11 protein-coding genes are annotated in these 19,483 nt (G+C 70.2%); 2 read left to right on the top strand and 9 right to left on the bottom strand.

Going from position 1 to position 19,483, the window contains the following annotated elements:
- Positions 1–21: 21 nt before the first annotated feature.
- On the bottom strand, positions 22–1,386 hold the full coding sequence (locus ACZ6N8_RS19470) for a condensation domain-containing protein (protein WP_466011654.1): 1,365 nt from the start codon (positions 1,384–1,386) through the stop codon (positions 22–24).
- Positions 1,383–1,763, bottom strand: a complete 381-nt coding sequence (locus tag ACZ6N8_RS19475) for an acyl carrier protein (RefSeq protein ID WP_466011656.1) — start codon at positions 1,761–1,763, stop codon at positions 1,383–1,385. Before ACZ6N8_RS19475 ends, ACZ6N8_RS19470 begins: the two co-directional genes overlap by 4 nt.
- Positions 1,764–1,994: 231 nt before the next feature.
- On the opposite strand from ACZ6N8_RS19475, the gene ACZ6N8_RS19480 reads away from it, so the two are divergent.
- Positions 1,995–3,647, top strand: a complete 1,653-nt coding sequence (locus ACZ6N8_RS19480) for a condensation domain-containing protein (RefSeq protein ID WP_466011782.1) — start codon at positions 1,995–1,997, stop codon at positions 3,645–3,647.
- A 507-nt stretch (positions 3,648–4,154) separates the two neighbouring features.
- On the opposite strand, the gene ACZ6N8_RS19485 is transcribed toward ACZ6N8_RS19480, so the two are convergent.
- The 7 genes from ACZ6N8_RS19485 to ACZ6N8_RS19515 form a co-directional block, all read right to left on the bottom strand.
- A complete protein-coding gene (locus tag ACZ6N8_RS19485) occupies positions 4,155–5,390 on the bottom strand; it encodes an acyl-CoA dehydrogenase family protein (RefSeq protein WP_466011658.1) in 1,236 nt (411 codons plus the stop codon).
- Positions 5,391–5,569: 179 nt separating this feature from the next.
- Positions 5,570–9,118 (bottom strand): non-ribosomal peptide synthetase, encoded by a 3,549-nt coding sequence (locus ACZ6N8_RS19490; RefSeq protein WP_466011659.1) that lies wholly within the window; start codon positions 9,116–9,118, stop codon positions 5,570–5,572.
- A 147-nt stretch (positions 9,119–9,265) separates the two neighbouring features.
- Positions 9,266–10,516, bottom strand: a complete 1,251-nt coding sequence (locus ACZ6N8_RS19495; protein ID WP_466011661.1) for an aminotransferase-like domain-containing protein — start codon at positions 10,514–10,516, stop codon at positions 9,266–9,268.
- Positions 10,517–10,557: 41 nt separating this feature from the next.
- A complete protein-coding gene (locus tag ACZ6N8_RS19500; protein WP_466011663.1) occupies positions 10,558–11,862 on the bottom strand; it encodes an enoyl-CoA hydratase/isomerase family protein in 1,305 nt (434 codons plus the stop codon).
- Positions 11,859–13,103 carry a cytochrome P450 family protein gene (locus tag ACZ6N8_RS19505; RefSeq protein WP_466011665.1) on the bottom strand — a complete coding sequence of 415 codons (1,245 nt, stop codon included), beginning with the start codon at positions 13,101–13,103 and terminating at the stop codon, positions 11,859–11,861. Before ACZ6N8_RS19505 ends, ACZ6N8_RS19500 begins: the two co-directional genes overlap by 4 nt.
- A gap of 196 nt (positions 13,104–13,299) precedes the next feature.
- On the bottom strand, positions 13,300–14,316 hold the full coding sequence (locus ACZ6N8_RS19510) for an alcohol dehydrogenase catalytic domain-containing protein (protein ID WP_466011784.1): 1,017 nt from the start codon (positions 14,314–14,316) through the stop codon (positions 13,300–13,302).
- Between the two features lie 272 nt (positions 14,317–14,588).
- A complete protein-coding gene (locus ACZ6N8_RS19515) occupies positions 14,589–15,770 on the bottom strand; it encodes an acyl-CoA dehydrogenase family protein (RefSeq protein WP_466011667.1) in 1,182 nt (393 codons plus the stop codon).
- Positions 15,771–16,176: 406 nt separating this feature from the next.
- Between ACZ6N8_RS19515 and ACZ6N8_RS19520 the strand changes: the two genes are divergently transcribed.
- Positions 16,177–19,434 carry a condensation domain-containing protein gene (locus tag ACZ6N8_RS19520; protein WP_466011669.1) on the top strand — a complete coding sequence of 1,086 codons (3,258 nt, stop codon included), beginning with the start codon at positions 16,177–16,179 and terminating at the stop codon, positions 19,432–19,434.
- The last annotated feature ends 49 nt before the right edge of the window (positions 19,435–19,483 follow it).

A 19,483-nucleotide genomic window follows, 5' to 3' on the forward strand; every position in this document is an offset into this window, starting at 1 on the left:
CCTTTCCTCGCGGCGCGGATGTCAGACCAGACCCGGTGAAGCGTCAGCGGACGAGCTGAAGGCGCGTGCGATCTCACCGAACTCCGCTGCCATGGAGGCGATGGTCTCCTCGTGGAAGAGGTTTCTCTTGTAGGAGACGGACCCGATGGCATCGCCCGACAGATCCTTGTTCACGTCCCACAGCGCGCCGTCCGGCACCGCGGAAGCCAGCTCCTGCGACTTCAGCAGACGGGTGATCTGCACGTACCTCAGGTCACCGGGCGCGTCCACGATCGGGTTCAGGGGGACGCTCTGGAGGACCATCGCCGTCGCGTTGTCGGTCATCACCGGGCCCATGAGCTGCGGCGCCTCGTTGAAGATCTGAATGGACGGTATGTCGTGCGCGAACGCCTCGAGGCACGTCCGCCGGGTCCGCTGGAGCACCTCTTCGTACGACCTGCACCCGCTGAGGTCCGTTCGCAGCGGTACGAAGTTGTAGAGCGAACCGACTGTCTCGTCGAAGAGCCCTCCACCGCGGCCCGGCGTGAACGTCGCGATCACCACGTCCGTGACGCCGGTCCGCCGATTGATGAGCAGTTGGTAGATCGCGGCGATGGCCATGAAGCGGGTGGCCCGGTTCGACCTGGCCACGCGGTCGACGGCCGACACCACGTCACCCGGCACCAGAAAGCGGTGCCGGGCCGTCGACTCGGCAAGACCCATCGAGCGCGGCAGGTCTGTCGGCATCGCCGTGAACAGGGCGCCGTCCAGCCGCCGGCGCCAGTACTCGCGCGCCGCCTCCGATGTGGCGACCTCACGCTCCCAGGTGCCGTACTCGCGGTACTGCGGGGCCGTTGGCAGGTCCGGAACGCTGTGCCCGGTCCGGGCGGCGTAGCGATTGGCCAGGTCCCGAACGATCACCGTCAGGGACTGTCCGTCGACGCTGATGTGATGCGCCATCAGGACCAGGACCGCGTCCCGGTCATCGAACCTGGCCAGCGTGGCACGCAGGAACGGCGAATCGTACGCGCTTATCGTCTCCGTCTCGATCTCGTGGATCAGCGCCTCGGCCAGCTCCTCGCGGGACGCCTCGGGAACGGCGGGGAAGTCGCGGACATCCAACCGCACCGGGCTCGGCGGCAGGATCTCCTGGTACCTGTCGTCGGGCGGCCCGGCGATGCGCGTCCGGAGCGCCTCGTGCCGGGTCACGACGTCGAGCAGCGCATCGCGCAGGACGTCACTGTCGACGGGACCGCCCGTGACGCGCCACCCGGAGACCGCGTGGTTGCGGCAACCGAACGGGCCGTCGTCGCCGCCCCCGTCGAAGAGGCTGTTGAACTCCTGGTTGAGAGATAGCGGGGCCACCGTGGCCGCTGCGGCCCGACCCTCGGCGTCGGTTGTGGTCACGCCTGCCTCCTGCTGGTTGCCGTCTGATGCTGAGTGGGAGCCCCGTACCCGTCGGTCCCGAGGTGTTGGTCCAGTTCGGCGACGGTCGGGAAGTCGAACAACTCGTCGATCGACAGCTCCGACCCGAGTTCCTTGTTGATGAGGTTGATCAGCCGGACGCCGTTTAGTGACTGGCCGCCGAGGTCGAAGAAGCTGTCGTCCATTCCCACCCTGGCCACGCCGAGGGCCTCCGCGAACAGCGAGCAGAGGGTCTCCTGTTGGCGCGTGCCGGGGGCCCGGTAGGCCGACGGGTTGGCGAACAGTGGTTCGGGCAGCTCCGCCGACGGTGCCTCAGTGGCTTGTGTGGCGAGCTGTTCCCGGTCGGAGCTGGATCCCATACCTTTCCCCATTCGCGATGCCGGAGCTGAAGGTCCTGTGCGGGTCCCAACGTGGCAGCCGGTTCGCCGGGACGCACCTCAGGGATTGCCCCGGGCCCGGCGAAGTCGTGACGGTGTCTGACGTGGGTGGGGGAGGCAACCCGAGAGGTGCCACGCCGGAGAGGGTCGAGCGATCCTCGGCTCCTGGGCAACCGTTGTTGCCAGCCCTTGCCATCCCTTCGAGGAGTGGAAATGACGCAGCAAGAAGCCCTGGAGGCCTCCGATACCGCTGCTGGGTCCGGCGTTGTCGGGGACGAGCGCCCACGAGGCGAGACGGAGGTCATGGTCGAGCGCCTCTTCGCCGAGATGCTTGACGTTCCTGGCCTGCCGCGTACGGCTTCCGTATTCGATCTCGGGCTCGACTCGGTGTGGGTGACTGTCGCCTGTGCCCGGCTGGAGCAGATGACAGGGGTGCGGGTCAGGTTCACCCAGGTCTTCCGGACTCCCACCGTGGCCCAGCTCGCCGCCTGGATCGATACCAACCGAGCCCCCGCGAGAATCGAACCGGACGTCCCCACCACGCCCTCCGCCGCCGAAGGCGACGAACTCGTGGCCATCACTCCGATCCAGGCCGAAACGGTTCCGCAGAAGATCGTGGTCGAGATCGCCTGGTGGTTCGACGGCGAGATCGACGTGGCCGCTCTGGAGCGTGCCGCAACCGATGTTCACCGCCGTCACCAGGCGTTGCACGCCCGGTATCTGCACGGTCCGGAGCTCGGCCTCGCTGAGGTGCCTGCCGATCCGGGACAGGCGGAGTTTCATCGGCTGGCCGACGAGGACAGTGACAAGGCAGCGGCCGAGGCACTCAGGCGGACCCTGCGGATACCGCTGCGGGTCGACGAGGGGAAGGTCTGGCGGTGCGTGCTCGTACGCAGTGGAGAGAGCGGCCGCACCCTGTTCGGGGTGGCGGTGGACCACTCGGGCTTCGACGGTCGTTCGTGGGACATCCTGACGGCAGAACTACCGGTGGCCTACGCGGCGCGGGTGGCCGGAAAGGCGCCGCAGTGGCCGGGCCGGACGGCTTCACTCGCCGAGATGGCCTGCGACTTCCGGCACCAGCTCGCGTCGTCGGACATCGAGGCTCAGCGTCAGTACTGGCGCGACGAACTGCATGAGCTGCCGACCTGCCAGTTCCCGGGCCGCAGCGACGGGGCGGCACAGGCAACCCCGATGCATGACGGATCGCGGTACTCGCCCGCGGGTCCGGCCGTGTTGCGCAGCTTCCAGGTACCGGAGTCCCAGCTACGGTCCTGGAACGACTACGCCCGAGCCAATGGCATGCCGCCGTCCGTCGGTATAGCGGCGGTTTACGTGGAGTCGATCGTCCGGGCGGGCGCGTTGCCGGATTTCGCGGTGATGGTGCCCATCGCGAACAACTCCGGTGAGGTGATCGACAGGACCGTCACCAACAGGGTGGGCACCATCCTGCTGCGGCCGAATGGTCCGTCCCGCTCGGGTCGGCACCTCCTCGCGCGGGTGCGCGGCTCGTATCAGCAGGCCATGTCCGCGCGTGACGCCCTGCTCGCCCCGAAGGATCTGGCCGACGCGCTCAGCGGCTCCGAGGGAGTGATCCCCCTCGACCGGATGGTGGCGCTGAACTACAACTCGACGCCCAGCCTCAGCCTCGGTGACATGGACGGGGTTCTCGTGAGCGAGGGCACCGCGTTCGCCACGAAGTCCTTCTTCGTCGTCATGCTCCTGGTGACGCCGACCCCGGAGGGGCTCCACGTCGCCGTGCAGGTGCGCACCGACCTGCACGATTCCAGCCTCGTCGATGACATCAGGCAGCACTTCCTCGACATCATCAGCGACGGGCCCGAGCGGCTCGAGCTGTTGACCGCGTGACGCGATCCGGGCGGTGGCCTGTCGCACCCGCACGGACCGGGTTCACCGGCGGTGGCGCCGTGACGGCATCCGCATCGGCCGCGAGCGGGTCGAGCGGCTGACGGCCGAAGGGCCGGCCGGGCGTTCGTGCGACCGGCCGGTCGACGCCGATCGCGCTCCGAACTCCACCGCAATGGGCAGCACCGCCGCGCGCCGGGAGTCCCCCGCGCGGCGGTGCTGACTCGTGCGTACGCCCGGTACGGGAGCGGCCACCGGACAGCCGGTGAGGACCACCGGAGATCCTGCGGTGGCCGGGCCGCCGTCCGCGCACCGCAGGTCGGCTCGATCGGCCGGCGGTGTCGTGGTGCGACAGCCCTCGACGCCGGCGTTCCGACACCGATCCTGCGACCATGGGCACGCCTGACGATCCCTCCAGGCGGTGGTGCACCGGGTCGGGATCGTCGTCGGCGCCGACTCAGGGGTCGTCGTGCGCCAAGGGCAGGCAGCGCGCCAGGCTCGCGCAGCGCGTCAGCGCGCCAGGGTCCTGGCGAGCCCGCGCAGGGCGACAGTGGGCAGCAGGACCGAGAGGCCGGCGTGGGTGCGCAGCGTGGACATGTCCCGCCACACCCGCTCGAGGCGCTCACCGTGCCGCAGGGCACTCGAGCCCGCCGTGGGGATGATGTACTGCCCCATCGCTTCCCAGCACAGGTTGGCGGCCTGACGGCAGATGGCCGAGAGGCGCAGGTCCGATTCCCTGGTCGCGGCGGCCGGACCCTGGGCCGCCACGTGGTGCCACTGCTGAATCGCGTTCAGCAGGGCCGCCTCGGCGGTACCGATCATCCCGAAGGCGTCGCTGTACCAGAGCTGGTAGTCCGGGTCCTGATAGCGGGGCACCATCGGCGGCGCCAGAGTCGTCCGGTCGCGCAGCAGGTCCTCGTACGCGTCGAGCGCTCCCCGCGCCATGCCCACCGCCATGGAACAGTTGAGGAGGCTGATGAAGGCATGCAGCGTGCCACCGTACTCCGGGTTGCCGTGCAGGGTCCGCCCAGGCGTGCCCGACGTCGCGTCGTGCTCGACGATCCGTACGCCGGGTTGAGCCAGGTGGTCGGGGATGTGGCTGTTCTCCATCGTGATGCTGTGCGAACCGCTACCCCGCAGGCCCAGAAGCTGTCCCCAGTCGTCCAGCCGCACCCACTGGCGCCGCGGCGCCACGAAGAGCAGCGTCGACGGGGGGCGTCCACCTTCCCCGGGCATCAGTGCGTGCGCCATGAAGTGGGTCCCGTACGGCGCCCCGGAGCAGTACGACCAGGTGCCGTTGACCGTCCAGCCGCCGCCGGCAGCGGGTACTGCGGATCCGCTGGGAACCGCGGTACTGGGACACACGAAGTCCCCGCCGCTGAAGAGTTCCGCCTGCGCCCGCTCGTCGAACATCGTCGCGGCCATGAGCGCGTGCGAGGCCCCGAGGCTGTACATCCAGCCGGTCGAGGAGCAGCCACGTACCAGAGTCATGGAGACACGCAGGAAGGTCTCCACCCCGAATTCGTACCCACCGTAGCGACGGGGCACCAGGATCCGGTAGAAGCCGTTGCGGGCGAAGCGTTCGTGGATGTCCTCGGCGTAGAAACCGCGCTCTTCCACCTCGGCCTGGCGTTCGATCAGCTCGGGGACCATCGCCTCGGCTCTCGCTATCACCTGGGCCGGGGTGAGGCCCGGCTCGGGCAGCGAGGGGAGGTCGAGTTCGGCGGTGTTCATGTTCGCGGTCATTGACCATCCATCTCTGGTGTACTGACGATCGCCGCTGGCACGGGGACGACTGGTCGCCTCCACAGGTCCACCGTCGTCCCTGACCGCCGTTGTCGACCACTTCGCGGTTGCCGGGCCACCGTCCGGAACGGTGGCGGTCGCCCCACCGCTGGCCGGACGGGAGTCGTGGGAGGGCCGGGTCATCTCATCCCGGCGACGACGGACGCCAGCAGCGACCAGTCCATCGGTGCGTCGTGGTCCAGGGCCACCAGCACGACGTCGGCCTCCGCCGCCGTCGCCCGCCACGAACGGAGCAGGTCCCGGTCGCGGCTCGCCACCCACTGTGGAGCGTGCTCCGGCGGGTGCGGTCCGCTCGGCGCGGCCGGTTCGACGGCCAGCACCTTCGGCCCCACGCCGATCCGCCCGCGCACCGTCTGGGCGAACTCGGCCGCCTGTGTCACCAGTTCGCCGTACGCGGCCAGAACGGTGCCGCCCGGAGCGTCGATCGTCGCCAGCCACGCCGGCACGTCCTGCGGGCGCCCGTCGGGCACCTCGAGGACCGCCACCTTGAACCAGCGCTCGAATTCCGCCACAGCCTGCGCCGGCCAGGGCGCGTCCCCCTGCAGCAGCACCAGTGCGGCCCGGTCCGTAGGACCAGACCACCGCAGCGGCGGCGCGCCGGCGGCGAGCTGCTCCTGCCGGATCCGCTGTGCCTGGTCGGCGGCGGTGGCCGCGGCCACGATGTCGTCCAGACGGAGCTGGACGCCCAACTCCCGTCGTACGTGGGCGCGCAGCTTCCAGGCGTTCGGCAGGTTCCCGGCGAGCTGGCCGTAGTCCTCATCGTGGTCGACGCGTTTCCCGGCCACCGACTCCCACGCCTTCTGGACCCAACGTGTCTCCTGGTCGCTCTCGGCGTCGTCGCGTCGCGGTGGCCTGATGCGGGAGAGTGCAGTCCGATCGATCTTGCCGGTCGCGGTCAGTGGCATCGTGCTCATCAGCGCGTACGAGGACGGCACCATGTACGCGGGCAACACCTGGCGGGCGTGCGCCGCGACCCGGCTCACCAGCTCCTGGCCGGCCCCCGGCTGTCGTGGCTGCAGGAACGCCACGATGCTTCTGCTGTCGCGGTCCCGGCCGGCCACCACAGTCGCGGCGACCGCGATGTCCGGATGGCCGCTCAGGACGCGCTCGATCTCGTCCGGTTCGATGCGATGCCCGCGAATCTTGACCTGACGATCGTTGCGTCCCCGCAGTTCCAGTCGGCCGTCGGCGCGCCACCGGGCCAGGTCACCCGTGCGGTAGAGGCGGCCGCCCTCGCCGGTCGGGTCGGGCACGAACCGCTCGGCGGTCTGCCCGGGCGCACCGACATAACCCCGGGCCACCCCGACGCCGCCGATGTAGAGCTCGCCGACCACACCGGGTGGCACCGGCAGACCCGCGGCGTCGAGGATCCGCAGCCAGACGCCGGGCAACGGACGGCCGACCGGCACGATCGACGGCTGCGGCTCCCGCGGCAGTCGTTCGCACACCGCGTACATCGAGGCCTCTGTGGGCCCGTAGGTGTGCCAGAACTCCTTCGTGCAGGCAACCAGGCGGCTGGCCAGTTCGGGCGAGACGACGTCGCCGCCACACGACACGGTCAACCGCGGATCGCCCGGCCAACCCGTCGCGAACAATATCCGCCATGTCATGGGCGTCGCCTGCATGACATCGGGTCGATGCCGTTCCAACACGGCCTGCAACTCGGCTCCGTTGCGCGCCTGGGCGCTGGTCGCCAGGATCGTCCGTCCGCCGCTGGTCAGGGCGAGGAAGGTCTCCAGCATCGCGATGTCGAAGGAGATCGTGGTCACCGCGAGCAGCGACTGTTCCGGCTGGAAGTCGAGGAGCTTCCGGGTGGCGACCAGGCAGTTCGCCAGGCCGCGGTGGGTCACCGCGACGCCCTTGGGACGGCCGGTGGACCCGGAGGTGTACAGCACGTAGGCCAGCGAGTCCGGGTGCGGCGGCCGGCGGATCGGTGCCGGGGTGGCCGTCAGCAGGTCGCCCAGCGGCACCACAGGTACGCCGAGCGCCGTCACCCGGTCGGCCGGCAGGGTGCCGTCGGTGATCACCCCTCCGCATCCGCTGTCGCTGACGATGTACGACAGGCGCTCGATGGGATGGTCCGGATCCATGGGCGCGGCGGCCAGACCGGCGCGGGCGACTCCGAGCAGGATGGCCGGTAGCTCCACACGACGGGCCACGAGAATGCCGATCGGTGTTTCCGGGGGGAGCTGGAGCGCCGTCAGCCCGGCGGCGATCCGGTCAGCCACCGCGTCCAGGTCCGAGTAGGTCTGTGCGACGTCGGCCATCACCACTGCCGTTCGCTGGGGCGTACGCCTGATCCACCGACCGACCAACTCGACGAGTGTGTCGTCACCGCTCGCGCCAGGGGTTGGCGCCTCCCACGTCGCGAGCCGGGCCCGGTCGGTCGGGTGGATCACGTCGAGCGCGCCGATCGCTCCGGCGGGGGACTGGACCAGCTCGTGCAGCAGGGTGGAGTAGCTGCGCCCCATCCGATCGAGGGTGTCCTGGTCGAACAGCCCGACCGCACCTCGCCACGCCCCGACGACATGATCGTCATCGAACGTCACGTCGAATTCGAGCTCGTACGGCGAGTGCGTGACCTGTAGATCGATGTCCCTGGCCCCCATGGCGGCCCAGGTGGTGGGCCGGTCAGTCGCCGTGTCACACCGGAACCCGACCTGGACGTCGACCCCGGCGTCCCGTTCGGATCGCAGCGCCCGCGTCAGCAGCGCATTAAGCACGCCCGGATGGTCCACCGGCCGCGTCGCCGTGGTGTGCTCGGCCCGGACGGCGTCGACGACCGACGTGTGCGCGTCGAGGGCGTGGCGAAGAATCTGGATGTCCTCGGGCGTGACCTCGGTGTCGCCGGTTCGGGTGGGCGTCGGTGAGCCGATCGGGACGTCCGACTCGCCGGTCTCGCGCAGGAGAAGGACGCGCAGGGCACACCGCAGGACGGTGGCCGGGGAGACGCCGACCTGGTCGGCGAACCGTCGTACCTGTGCGGTCTGGTTCGGTTCCAGCGACCAGGGCGTCGTGATCGACCGACCGTGACTGCGCCCACGGCCACGGCTGGCGGGCCAGGCGATCGCCTGCGGTGCCGCGGTCAGGGCACCGACGCTGTCGAGCGTGGCGGCAGCGTCGGCGACGCGGTCAGGGCCGTCCTGCTCGGTCAACGGCGTGCCGGTCGACGGCCAGGGCGGCCCGGTGAGTGCCGCGGGATACCGTTCACCCAGCTCGTCGAGCAGCCGCGACGCTGCCGACCGGCCGCCCACCGCCGCGTGGATGGTCAGCGCCACCAGGGTGCCACCGCCCTGCACCGGATACCCGCCCACCCTGATGGCGGGCCCGTCGTCCAGGTCGAAAGGACGGCTCGCGTCGGCGGCGGCCACCGTGAGCGCGGTCGCCAACGGTCCCGGAACGCCGGCGACGAACTCGACGGGCCATCCTTCACTCGGCACCAGCAGCGGTTCTCCGTCGACGTCGCGGAAGTGCCTGCGCAGCGCGGCGTGGCGACGCTGGAGATCCGCGCACGCGGCAGCCAGCGCCGCGAGGACCACGTCACCCGCCACCAGAACCGCCCGGCTGTGGTGCAGACCGCCGGCCCAGAAAGCCGTCTGTTCGCCCAGATACAGGCAGAGTTGGTTGGCTGTCGGTCGCCGCGCGGACGACGGGATGTCGTTGCTCATTGCTCCTCCTTCGCCTGCGCGCCGGTCGTCGCCGACACCGGGTGTCGTCGCCGGACCGGGCATCCGTGTCACGACCGGTCCCGCAGCCGGGCGACCGGCGCGGCCGCGCCAGCGGCGTGTCCGCGCCGAGCGCGACCGGCATGTGCCCTACAACGCGTTGACAAAGTCAGCCAACCGGGCGGTGCCCTCGACGATCTCGTCGTGCTCGAGCGCGGAACACGACAGCCGGATGCGTCGTTCGCCACCCCCGGCGAGGTGGAAGCCGCGCATCGGGGTCCAGAGGACGCCGAACGTCTCCGCGGACTGCCGCAACAGCGCGTCGTCGGCTTCGACCGGGAGTTCGACCTGGACGAAGTAACCGCCTTCGGGTGCCCACCAGCGAACCCGGGCACCCCGCTGGCCGGGCTCGCCGAAGTGGTGGGCAAGCCGCTCGAGGAGGACGGCCCGGTTGCCGCGCAGATGCGCCGCCTTACGCTGGCCGAGCGCGGCGATGGAGCCCCCGTGTTGAATGAGGAGCCCGCCGATCAGGGCCTGAGCCAGCGGGGAGGTGTTCAGGGTGACCGCGTTCTTGGCGGCGGCGATCATGCTGGCCAGTCGGACCGGTGGGCCGGACGGCGACGTGACCCACTGGTCAGCCACCGCGTAACCCACCCGGGCTCCCGGTACCGCGACCTTCGCGAAGGTGCCGGTGTGCACCACCCGACCCTCGCGGTCGAGCGCCTTCAGACTGGGCAGCCGGTCGTCCGAGGCGGCCGTGAAGGCATACGGATTGTCCTCGATCAGGATGAGGTCGAGGTCCGACGCCGCGGCCAGCAGACGCTGTCGGGCGGCGAGCGAGAGCCGGCATCCCGACGGGTTCGCGAAGTCGGGGGAGACGTACAGCGCCCGCAGGCGCCGGCCGGCCGCCCGCTCCCGCTCCGACGCCGTACGGAGGGCCGCCAGGTCCGGGCCGGTGCCGTCGTCTGGCACCGGGTGGACCACTATGTCCAGCGAGTCGGCAGCTGCGACAGCGCCGACATAGGACGGATCGGGGACGGCCAGGCTGGAACCGGGCGGATGAAGGACACGCAGGGTGAGAAAGAGCGCCTCCTGGCAACCGACAGTCATCACGATCGCGTCAGGCGAGACGTCGATGGCCTCGTCCACCCGCAGGGCGGCGGCGACCAGATCGTTGATGATCCCCTTGCTCGGGCCGTACTGGAACAGCTGTCGGCGTACCGCCTCCTCGCCGAGGCCGGCGGCCCGCCGGGCCTCGACGTAGGTGTCCAGCAGCGGACCGACGGCGATGTCCGCGAAGAACGGCTCGTAGGGGGCGCCCGGCGCGAACGAGATCGCGTCCGGGAACGCGGCCACGATCTCGTTGAGCATGGTCATCGCGGCGACCTGCCGGCTCGACACGCTGCGATGCAGGTCATCAGCGTGGAGATGCGCGCCGGTGCTCACCGTTGCCGTTGCATCCACTGTTGCTCCAACCGGTGCAGGACGTCCTGGCTGTACAACCGCTGAACCTGGACCTCGGCGAACTCGGCGAGGTAGCCGCGGAGGTGATCCTCGGGCTCCTCGAAGGCGGTGATCATGTGTCGATTGGCGAGCACGGCCGGGTTGTCCATGGCGTGCACGGCCTCGTCAATCGCGCCGTCGATTTCCTCCTCCGCCACGACGGCGTCGCACAGCAGGGCCGCAGCCGGCTCGCGGGCCCCGATCCGCCGACCACCCAGGAGTACCTGTCGGGCCAGCCTGGGGCCGAGGACGCGGCCGAGCCGGAGGTTCGCCGCACCGGGCACGATGCCTTCACGCGCCGCCGGCAGCGTGAAGTAGGCCGTGTCCGAGCTGATCACGTAGTCGAAGGTCAGCATCAGCTGCATGCCACCGCCGATGGCGAACCCGTCGACGACCGCGATCCACGGCTTGCCGCCCCGAGCCGTCGGATCCGCCTGCTGCCGGGGATCCCACAGGCCACGCTGGATCTTGCTCAGGTAGCCCATCTCACGTTGCATGACGAAGCCCAGAAAGGGGATCTGCCCGGCGCACAGCAGGCTCAGGTTGATTCCCGAGCTGAAGACCCGACGGCCGGCGTATCTCGGGTGCTCCATGACGGCGCCCCGCAGGATGCCCACGCGTACCCCCGGATCCAGCAGGGCCAGGTCGATCGCGATCTCCAGCTGCTGACCCAGGGGCTCGTCCTCCGCGTTGAGGTACCGCTGGTTGGCGACAGTTATCTCGGCCACGCCGTCCGTGCGCCGTACCGACACCACCGGCATCTCGACCGCGCCGGTCCGTTGGAACTCCGCCAGCCGCGAACGGGCCTCGTCGGTCGGCAACCGCTGCGAGCGCAGCAGGTCGCCGCCGGCACCGGATCTGAGCAGCGCGGAGGACGCGATGCCCTGGTCGATCTCAAGGCCTTCCTTGGCGGACTGGCGGCGGCCGCGTTCCACCTCCATCTCCGCCCGGTTCGGCGTCAGGCCGGGAACGATGTCGGCCAGCAGGTACGACAGATCGGTCAAGGACAGCCGTCGCGAGCTCGCTCCGACGGCCTCGCGGTAGAGCAGCTCGGACTGGTCGCGCAGAAGCCGACGCCTCGCGGTCCGGGCGCGTACCTGTGCCGAGGTGGCTCGGGCCTGCTGGTCGGGGCTGCGGTCAGCGGGAGCGGGCAACGTCGACACCAGATCGGCCACGCGCGCGGCGGCATCCGTCACCTCGGCCCGTAAGCGGTCCCGCACCTGGGAGGTGGCTGGTGGTGTCACGCCGACTCGGCAGGGGGCGCGGCCAGCAGGACTGGCAACTCGTCACGGCCGTTCATGATGAACGTGCTCTGCGGCTTGATGTCTGACGCCGGAACCGCGAGCGCAAGGTCGGGGAAGCGGGTGAACAGCGCGGAGACCGCGATCTCGGCCTCCACGCGGCCGAGGGCCTTGCCGATGCAGCTGTACGCGCCGTGGCCGAAGGACAGATGGTCCTTTGACGGCCGGGCGATGTCGAAGGAACCGGCGCTCGTGCCGTGGATGGCGGGATCGCGTCCGATGGCGGCGAAATTCATGAGGACCGGATCGCCCGCGCTCATCGTCACGCCGCCGAGCTGAACATCTTCGGTGGGAAACCGGAATGGCAGATGTGCCACCGGCGCCTCGACGCGAAGGGTTTCCTCGATCGCGTCCTGCCACGAGGCCTTCCCGGACCTGACCAGCTGCAACTGGTCAGGATGGGAGAGCAGGGCGAGTACCGAATTGACCACCAGGTTCGTGACGGTTTCGGTGCCGGTACCCAGCAGGAACGACAGATTGCCGATGATCTCGCCGTCGCGCAGCTCCGAGCCGTCCTCTTGCTGGGCGGCGATCAGATCACTCATGAGGTCGTCCGCGGGGTGTTGGCGCCTTGCGTCGACCACCGCGGCCAGCTCCATCAGTCCCCGTTCGACACTCGCCGCGATCTCCTCGCTGGTCTTGGTCGTGTCGATCTGCGCCTCGCCGTCGCCGAGGATGGTTCCGCGGGCCGCCTCGGGAATACCGACGACATCGAAGATCACGCGGGCGGCGAGGGGGTAGGCGTATCTCGCCTTGAGATCCACCACCGCGCCGGCCGAGCTGCCCGCGAGGTCCGCCAGCAGGCTCGCAACGATCTTGTCGATCGTCGGCCGCATCGCCTCGATCCGTCGCGGCGTGAATCTCTTCGCCACCAGCGCGCGCATGCGACTGTGCGCGCTTCCGTATGTCGTGTTCATGTTGTCCATGAGCGCCCAGTCGATGAGTGGGAAGCTCGGGTCGACCTCGCCGTGGACGTACGCGGTCCAGTGCTGATGCCCGTCCTTGGACAGGCGATGGTCGCTCAGCGCCTGCCTACCCGCGTCGTAACCGGTGATCGACCACGCCCGTACACCGTTCGGGAGCTCGACCTGGGCGACTGGCCCGTGCTCGCGAATCCTCGCGTTCTCCGCATGGATATCGACACCTGAGGTGTCGATGACGACCGGAAGGGTTTCTTTCTGCATAACGCCGTCCTCGCTGCTCAGTTAGACCAGCCCTTGCGCCCGAATTGGCGGACATTCTTCGATGACGATGACATGGCATTCCCACGGACACATCTTGCGGAATGCTGCCGCTGGCGCCCGCTTGCCGTTCCCGGCATCCCGCCCACGGCCCTGCCGGACCGCCCGAGTGGCCGACGGGTCCTGGACGGTGATCCGATCAGTAGGTGACGACGGCCCGGAAGCGGACATCGCCAGCGGCTACGCGGTCGACGGCCTCGGCGATCTCTTCCTTGGGAAAGACCTCGATGTGAGCCGTGACGGCACCGCTGGCCGCCAGGTCGAGGGCCTCGACGAGATAGGGCAGGCCATTGTGGGTGGCACCGAGAATTGTCTGACCCTTGGCGAAGAACTGTCGTGACGGATCAATGGTGAAAGAGCCCGCCGGGTCAATTGTCGCGAGCACCATGCGGCCATTGACCCGAAGGCCGGAAAGGCATTCGGCGGCGGCCTCGTAGGAGGTGCCGGTGACGACGACGACGTCCGCGCCGCCGATCTTCGCGAGGCCCTCCCCGTCGGACACCACGTGGTCGGCGCCGAGCCCGCGGGCGAGTTCGGTCTTGTCCGGACTGCTGGTCACCGCCACGGTCTCGAAGCCGCAGGCCCTGCTGAACTGCACGGCCAGGTGGCCGAGGCCGCCGATGCCGAGCACGGCGACCCGCTCGTGCGGCTGCGGGTTCCCGGCCCGCAGGGCCGACCAGGACGTGTACCCGGCACACAGCAGCGGCGCGGCCATCTCGTAGGGCAGGTCGTCCGGTAGCAGCACTGTGGAGGACGCCGGCACCGCCAGATACTCGGCATGACCACCGGGCCTGGTCAGCCCGGTCATCGCGGGGGAGACACAGTTCATGCCCGTGATGCCGGTGACCGGGAGGTTGAGCCGGCAGTGGTCGCAGGAGCCGCAGCCACCCTGGATCCAGGTGGCGCCGACCCGGTCGCCGACCCTGCGCGAGGTCACACCGGCGCCTACCTCGACGACCTCACCGGCGGGCTCGTGCCCGACGATTGTCGGCTCGATCGGCGGATACGGATACGTACCGTCGGTGAGCCACACGTCGTTGCGGCACAGGCCGCTCGCGTGCACGCGGATGAGCACCTCGCCTGGACCCGGCACGGGCGTGGGAACCTCGCGCAACTCCCAGGCCTGACCGACTGCGGGACACACTGATGCCAGCATCACGACGACGCCTTTCGAGTATGACCGGCCAGTAGAGCCGGCCGTTCCTGACAATGAGGGGCCGCAGCAGGGCGCAGCGGCGCGGCTGGCGCTCTGAGCCGGCCGCGCCTGGTGGTCGCCCCGGAGGCCGCCCGCTGTCCACAGCCGGCACCACAGGTGCCGTACGGCGAACGGCGGACGGCCTTCCGGGGCGGTGAGATCAGGTGTCGCCTACCGTCCAGCCACCACCGGTGGCGGTGTCCACGGTCGCGGCACGTTGACGGACGCGCCGATCAGACGAACAGCGTGTTGCTGTCCAGCCCGCAGACGATCCGGCCGTACAGCTCCAGGTTCGTCTTGGGGTGCAGGATGGCGTGCAGGTTGAGCGCCTGCACGTCCCGCTGGATGCGCTGGATCGGCACGTCCTGGTGGATGGAGGAGCCGCCGCTCGCACCCTGCAGGATGTCGACCGCCTCCTTGGCCCGCTGGCAGGCTGCGCCCAGGTCGAGTCGTACGCGAGCCCGCTCCTCGAGGGTCCAGGCCTCGCCCGCCCGACCCTTGGTGTCGATCATGTTCGCCGCGCGGCGGGCGTGGAAGCCGACCTCGTCGATGTTGGTGATCGCCTCGGCGATCTCCAGGTGGGTGATGGGCGCCTCGGCCTGGTTTTCGTAGTTGGTGTAGGTGATCTTCCGGCCGGGCAGTCGCTCCAGGAAGGCGTCCTTCGCCGCCATGGCCAGACCGAGGGCCGGCGCGCTGATGGTGGCGCACGCGGTAGGCATGAAGGGGGCCTGGTAGATCGTCGCGTTCGCGTTCCGCTCGGACCGGTGCTGACCCTGCAGCACCGGGCCCATCTGCAGCACCCGCTCCGCCGGGATGAAGACGTCCTTGGCGATCGTGGTGATGCTGCCGGAACCGCGCAGACCCGAGGTGTGCCAGTCGTCGATGATCTCCAGGTCGGCGATCGGGACCGCCACCATGATCGGTGCGAAGCCACCGTCCCCGGTCGGCGTGACGGCGGCGTTCGTGTTCCAGGTGCTCTGTTGAGCGCCCGTGTTGAACGACCACTTCCCGTTGATGACGAAACCGCCGTCGGCCGGGACGGCCACGGCGCCGGGACTGAGGATCCCGCTGATCCGCACGTCGGGAGTCGCGAAAATCTCGTCCTGCACCTCGTCGGGGAACAGCCCCGTCATCCAGGTGCTGATCGACCACACCGCGACCGTCCACGCGGTCGAGCCGTCGCCGCGCCCCAGCTCCGCCAGAACGTCCACGACAGTGCCCATGTCGGACTCGTATCCGCCGTAGCGGACCGGCACCCGCATCTTCAGGATGCCCGCGTCGGTGATCGCCTCGATGACCTCGTCGTGGATCCGCCGGTTCTCCTCCATCCAGAGAGCTTTTTCCCGCAGGAGCGGGACAAGCGCGGAGGCGCGGCGAACGAGCTCATCCTTGGGCGGCGCCTGGGTAATCTCCATCGAGTTTCTCCTTCGCAGGTGTCCCGCTGCCGCGCTGCGTCAGGGCCCGAGATCGGAACCAGCGGCCTTCCAGACGTTTCCAGGCCGGACGGTCCGCCGCGCCTTCCCGGTTGCTGCTCGGCCGGCGTGGCTGACTCACCTCAGTGTGGAGCAGCACCGGAGATGCCGGGGGACGGCGCGGCGGCCCAGATTCGAACACCGTTCGGCAGTGGCACGAGTGTTCATGGCGCCCAGCGGCCGACACCGGTCGCCTGATCCCGTCGATCCGCCCGAGCAAGATCGGAGGTGGAGGCGGGTGGCGCGGCTGCGACGCTCCCAGAGCGCTGCACGCAGCGAACCAGCACCTGCTTCCGCCTGTCGGTTAGCCAGCGCGGATCGATTCGTTCCAGCCAGGATGGGGATGACCATGGCTAATCGCTTCGACGCCGATGGTGGGAAGCTTGACGCGCAGGTACCGCCGATTCCGGCGCCCGACGGCCCGGTTCGCGGCCGGGAGCCGGCGTCGCCACGCGAAGAGATCCTGTGCGAGCTGTTCGCACAGGTGCTGGGCGTCGACCGGGTGGGAGTCGAGGACAGCTTCTTCAATCTGGGCGGCCAGTCCCTGCGGGCCATCCGGCTGATCAGCCGCATCCGCGCGGTGTTCGGCGTGGAGGTCCCGGTCCGTGCGCTGTTCTGGAATCCGACGGTGGCGCAGCTGGCCAAGGCCATGGGGGAGGCCGGCAGTTCCCGGCCTGCGCTGGTGGCCACGTCGCGGCCCGAGCGGCTGCCACTGTCGTTCGCCCAGCGGCGGCTGTGGTTCCTGGCCCGGCTCAACGGACCGAGCTCGGTCTACAACATGCCGTTCGCCTGGCGGTTGCAGGGCCGGCTGGACGCGGACGCGTTGAGGGCGGCGCTGCACGATGTGGTCGGGCGGCACGAGTCGCTGCGTACGGTCTTCCCCGAGGTGGACGGCCAGCCGTACCAGCAGATCCTCGAGGCCGCCGAGGCGACGCCGGACGTGACGGTGGTGGAGGCGGATCCGGCGACCCTGCCCCGCCTTCTCGAGCAGGCCACACGACACGTCTTCGACCTGGCGACGGCGCTGCCGGTCCGGGCCTGGTTGTTCCGGCTGGCGCCCGAGGAGCATGTGCTGCTGCTGATGACCCACCACATCGCCTGCGACGGATGGTCGATGGGCATCCTGATGCGCGACCTGGCCGAGGCGTACCGGGCCCGCGCGGAGGGCCAGGCGCCACGGTGGGCGGAGCTGCCCGCGCAGTACGCGGACTACACCATGTGGGAGCGTGACCTGCTCGGTGACGGCGTCCAGGCGAGCAACCTCCTGTCCGACCAGGTCGACTACTGGACCTCCACGCTGCGGGGCCTGCCCGACGAGCTGAGGCTGCCGTACGACCGGCCGCGCCCGATCGAACCGACCGATCGTGGCGGCGCCGTCGGGATCACATTGGACGCCGGACTGCACCGTGGACTGGAGGGGCTGGCGGCCGCGCACAAGACGACGCTGTTCATGGTGCTGCATGCCGGGCTGGCGGCCCTGCTGTCGCGGTGCGGCGCGGGCACCGACATCCCGATCGGTACGCCGGTGGCCGGCCGGTCCGACGAAGCGGTCCACGACCTGGTCGGCTTCTTCGTCAACACCCTCGTGCTGCGCGCCGACCTGAGCGGCGACCCGAGCTTCACCGAGCTGCTGGCCCGCATCCGCGAGACCGACCTCGCCGCGTACAGCAACCAGGACGTGCCCTTCGAGCGCCTGGTGGAGATCCTCAACCCGGCCCGTTCGGTGTCCCGGCATTCGCTGTTCCAGGTGATGCTCATCTCCGACAACGCGGCGACCCGCCGGTGGCAGCTGCCCGGCCTGCGGATCGAGCCCGAGGCGGTCGGCCACGAGACGACGAAGTTCGACCTGTCGCTCTTCGTCCGCCCGCTGCACAACGCCGACGGCTCACCTGCGGGCATCCGTGCCACCTTCGAGTACGCCACCGACCTCTTCGACGAATCGACTGTCGAGGCCCTCGCCGAACGACTCACCCGACTGCTGCGCCAGGTCGCCGACGACCCGGCCCGGCCGGTCAGCGAGCACGAGTTGCTGGACGACGCCGAGCGGCAGCGGATCCTGCACGAGTGGAACGACACCTCCCGGTCGGTGCCCGAGCACACCCTGCCGCGGCTGTTCGAGCAGCAGGCGGCCCGGACGCCGGACGCCACGGCGGTGCTCTCCGGCGGGAGCAGCCTCTCCTACGCCGCGCTCGACCACCGCGCCAACCAGCTCGCCAGGCACCTGACCGCCGGCGGGGTCGGCCCGGAGCAGTCGGTGGCTGTCGCTCTGCCGCGCGGCGAGCTGCTGGCCGTCGCGTTGCTGGGCGTGCTCAAGGCCGGTGCCGCGTACCTGCCGGTCGATCTGGGCCGGCCCGCCGGGGAGGTCGACCTCGTCCTCGCCGACGCCCGGCCGGCGGTCCTGCTCACCGACGAGGCCACTGCCGCCGGCGTACCCACGGCGGGTGGCCCCCCGGTGATGATCCTGGACGACCCCGCCACCCGCGCCGCGCTGGCGAGCGCGCCGGGGACCGCCCTCGCCGACGACGAGCGGGCCGCCGCGTTGCGCCCCGACCACCCGGCGTACGTGGTCCACCCGGCCGACCCGACGGACGCCCCCAGGGGCGTCACTGTCACCCACCGCGGCGTCGTCAACTACTGCGCCTGGGCCGCCGACACCTATCGCGTCGAGGCGGGAGGCACGGCGCCGGTGGCCGCCCCTGTGTCGTCCGGCCCCGACATCAGCTCGATCCTGGTGCCGCTGCTCGCCGGGGCCACCGTCGCGCTGCTCCCGCCGGACGGAGGGCCGCCGACCGCAGTCCTCAATGGCGCGGCGGGTCCCGTGGCGCCGGTCCGGCTCAAGCCCTCGGACCTGCGGGCGATGGCCGGGCAGGAGGACCGGGTCGCCGAGCGGCAGACGGTGCTCGTCGTCGCAGGTGAGACCCTTCCGTCGTCGCTGGCACACGACTGGTCGCGCGGCGGTGCGGAGATCCACCGCGAGTACGGACCGGAGGAGTGCACAGTCGGCTGTGTCGCGCACCGCGCCGGCGACGACAGCGGTCTCGTCGTACCGATGGGGCGACCGATCTGGAACACGCGGGTGTTCGTGCTCGACGACCGGTTGCGGCCGGTGCCGCCGGGAGTCGACGGTGAGCTGTACGTGGCCGGTGCGCCGCTGGCCCGGGGGTACCTGGGTCGGCCGGGGGCGACGGCGGAGCGGTTCGTCGCCTGCCCGTTCGGCGTGGGTGAGCGGATGTTCCGGACCGGCGATGTGGTCCGGTGGCGTCCGGACGGAACCCTGGAGTTCGCGGCGCCTGTCGAGGAGCAGACCTCACCAGCCGCCGAGGCGGATGCTGGTGACGGGACGCCGGCGTCGCCGCAGGAGGAGATCCTGTCCGAGCTGTTCGCGCAGGTGCTCGGCGTGGACCGGGTGGGGGTCGGCGACAGCTTCTTCGACCTGGGCGGGCACTCCCTGCTGGCGGCAGTCCTCGTCGCGCGGATCACGGATCGTTTCGGTGTGGAGCTGCCCCTCAAGACCTTCTTCGCCAACCCGTCGGTCGGCGCGGTGAGCGCGCACCTGGGCGATGTCCCCAGCGGCGCGCGGGTCGGGTCGTCCGCCACGGGTGAGTAGTACCGGTACCACAGTCAACCGACAATCGTGGATCGACCAGAGGATCTCG

This window comes from Micromonospora sp. NPDC047521, assembly GCF_055587305.1.

Coding starts and splice junctions, on each gene's coding strand:
- ACZ6N8_RS19510 (WP_466011784.1), bottom strand. CDS start 14,316: ATGCTGGCATCAGTGTGTCCCGCAGTCGGTCAGGCCTGGGAGTTGCGC.
- ACZ6N8_RS19480 (WP_466011782.1), top strand. CDS start 1,995: ATGACGCAGCAAGAAGCCCTGGAGGCCTCCGATACCGCTGCTGGGTCC.
- ACZ6N8_RS19490 (WP_466011659.1), bottom strand. CDS start 9,118: ATGAGCAACGACATCCCGTCGTCCGCGCGGCGACCGACAGCCAACCAA.
- ACZ6N8_RS19515 (WP_466011667.1), bottom strand. CDS start 15,770: ATGGAGATTACCCAGGCGCCGCCCAAGGATGAGCTCGTTCGCCGCGCC.
- ACZ6N8_RS19520 (WP_466011669.1), top strand. CDS start 16,177: ATGGCTAATCGCTTCGACGCCGATGGTGGGAAGCTTGACGCGCAGGTA.
- ACZ6N8_RS19485 (WP_466011658.1), bottom strand. CDS start 5,390: ATGACCGCGAACATGAACACCGCCGAACTCGACCTCCCCTCGCTGCCC.
- ACZ6N8_RS19505 (WP_466011665.1), bottom strand. CDS start 13,103: ATGCAGAAAGAAACCCTTCCGGTCGTCATCGACACCTCAGGTGTCGAT.
- ACZ6N8_RS19475 (WP_466011656.1), bottom strand. CDS start 1,763: ATGGGATCCAGCTCCGACCGGGAACAGCTCGCCACACAAGCCACTGAG.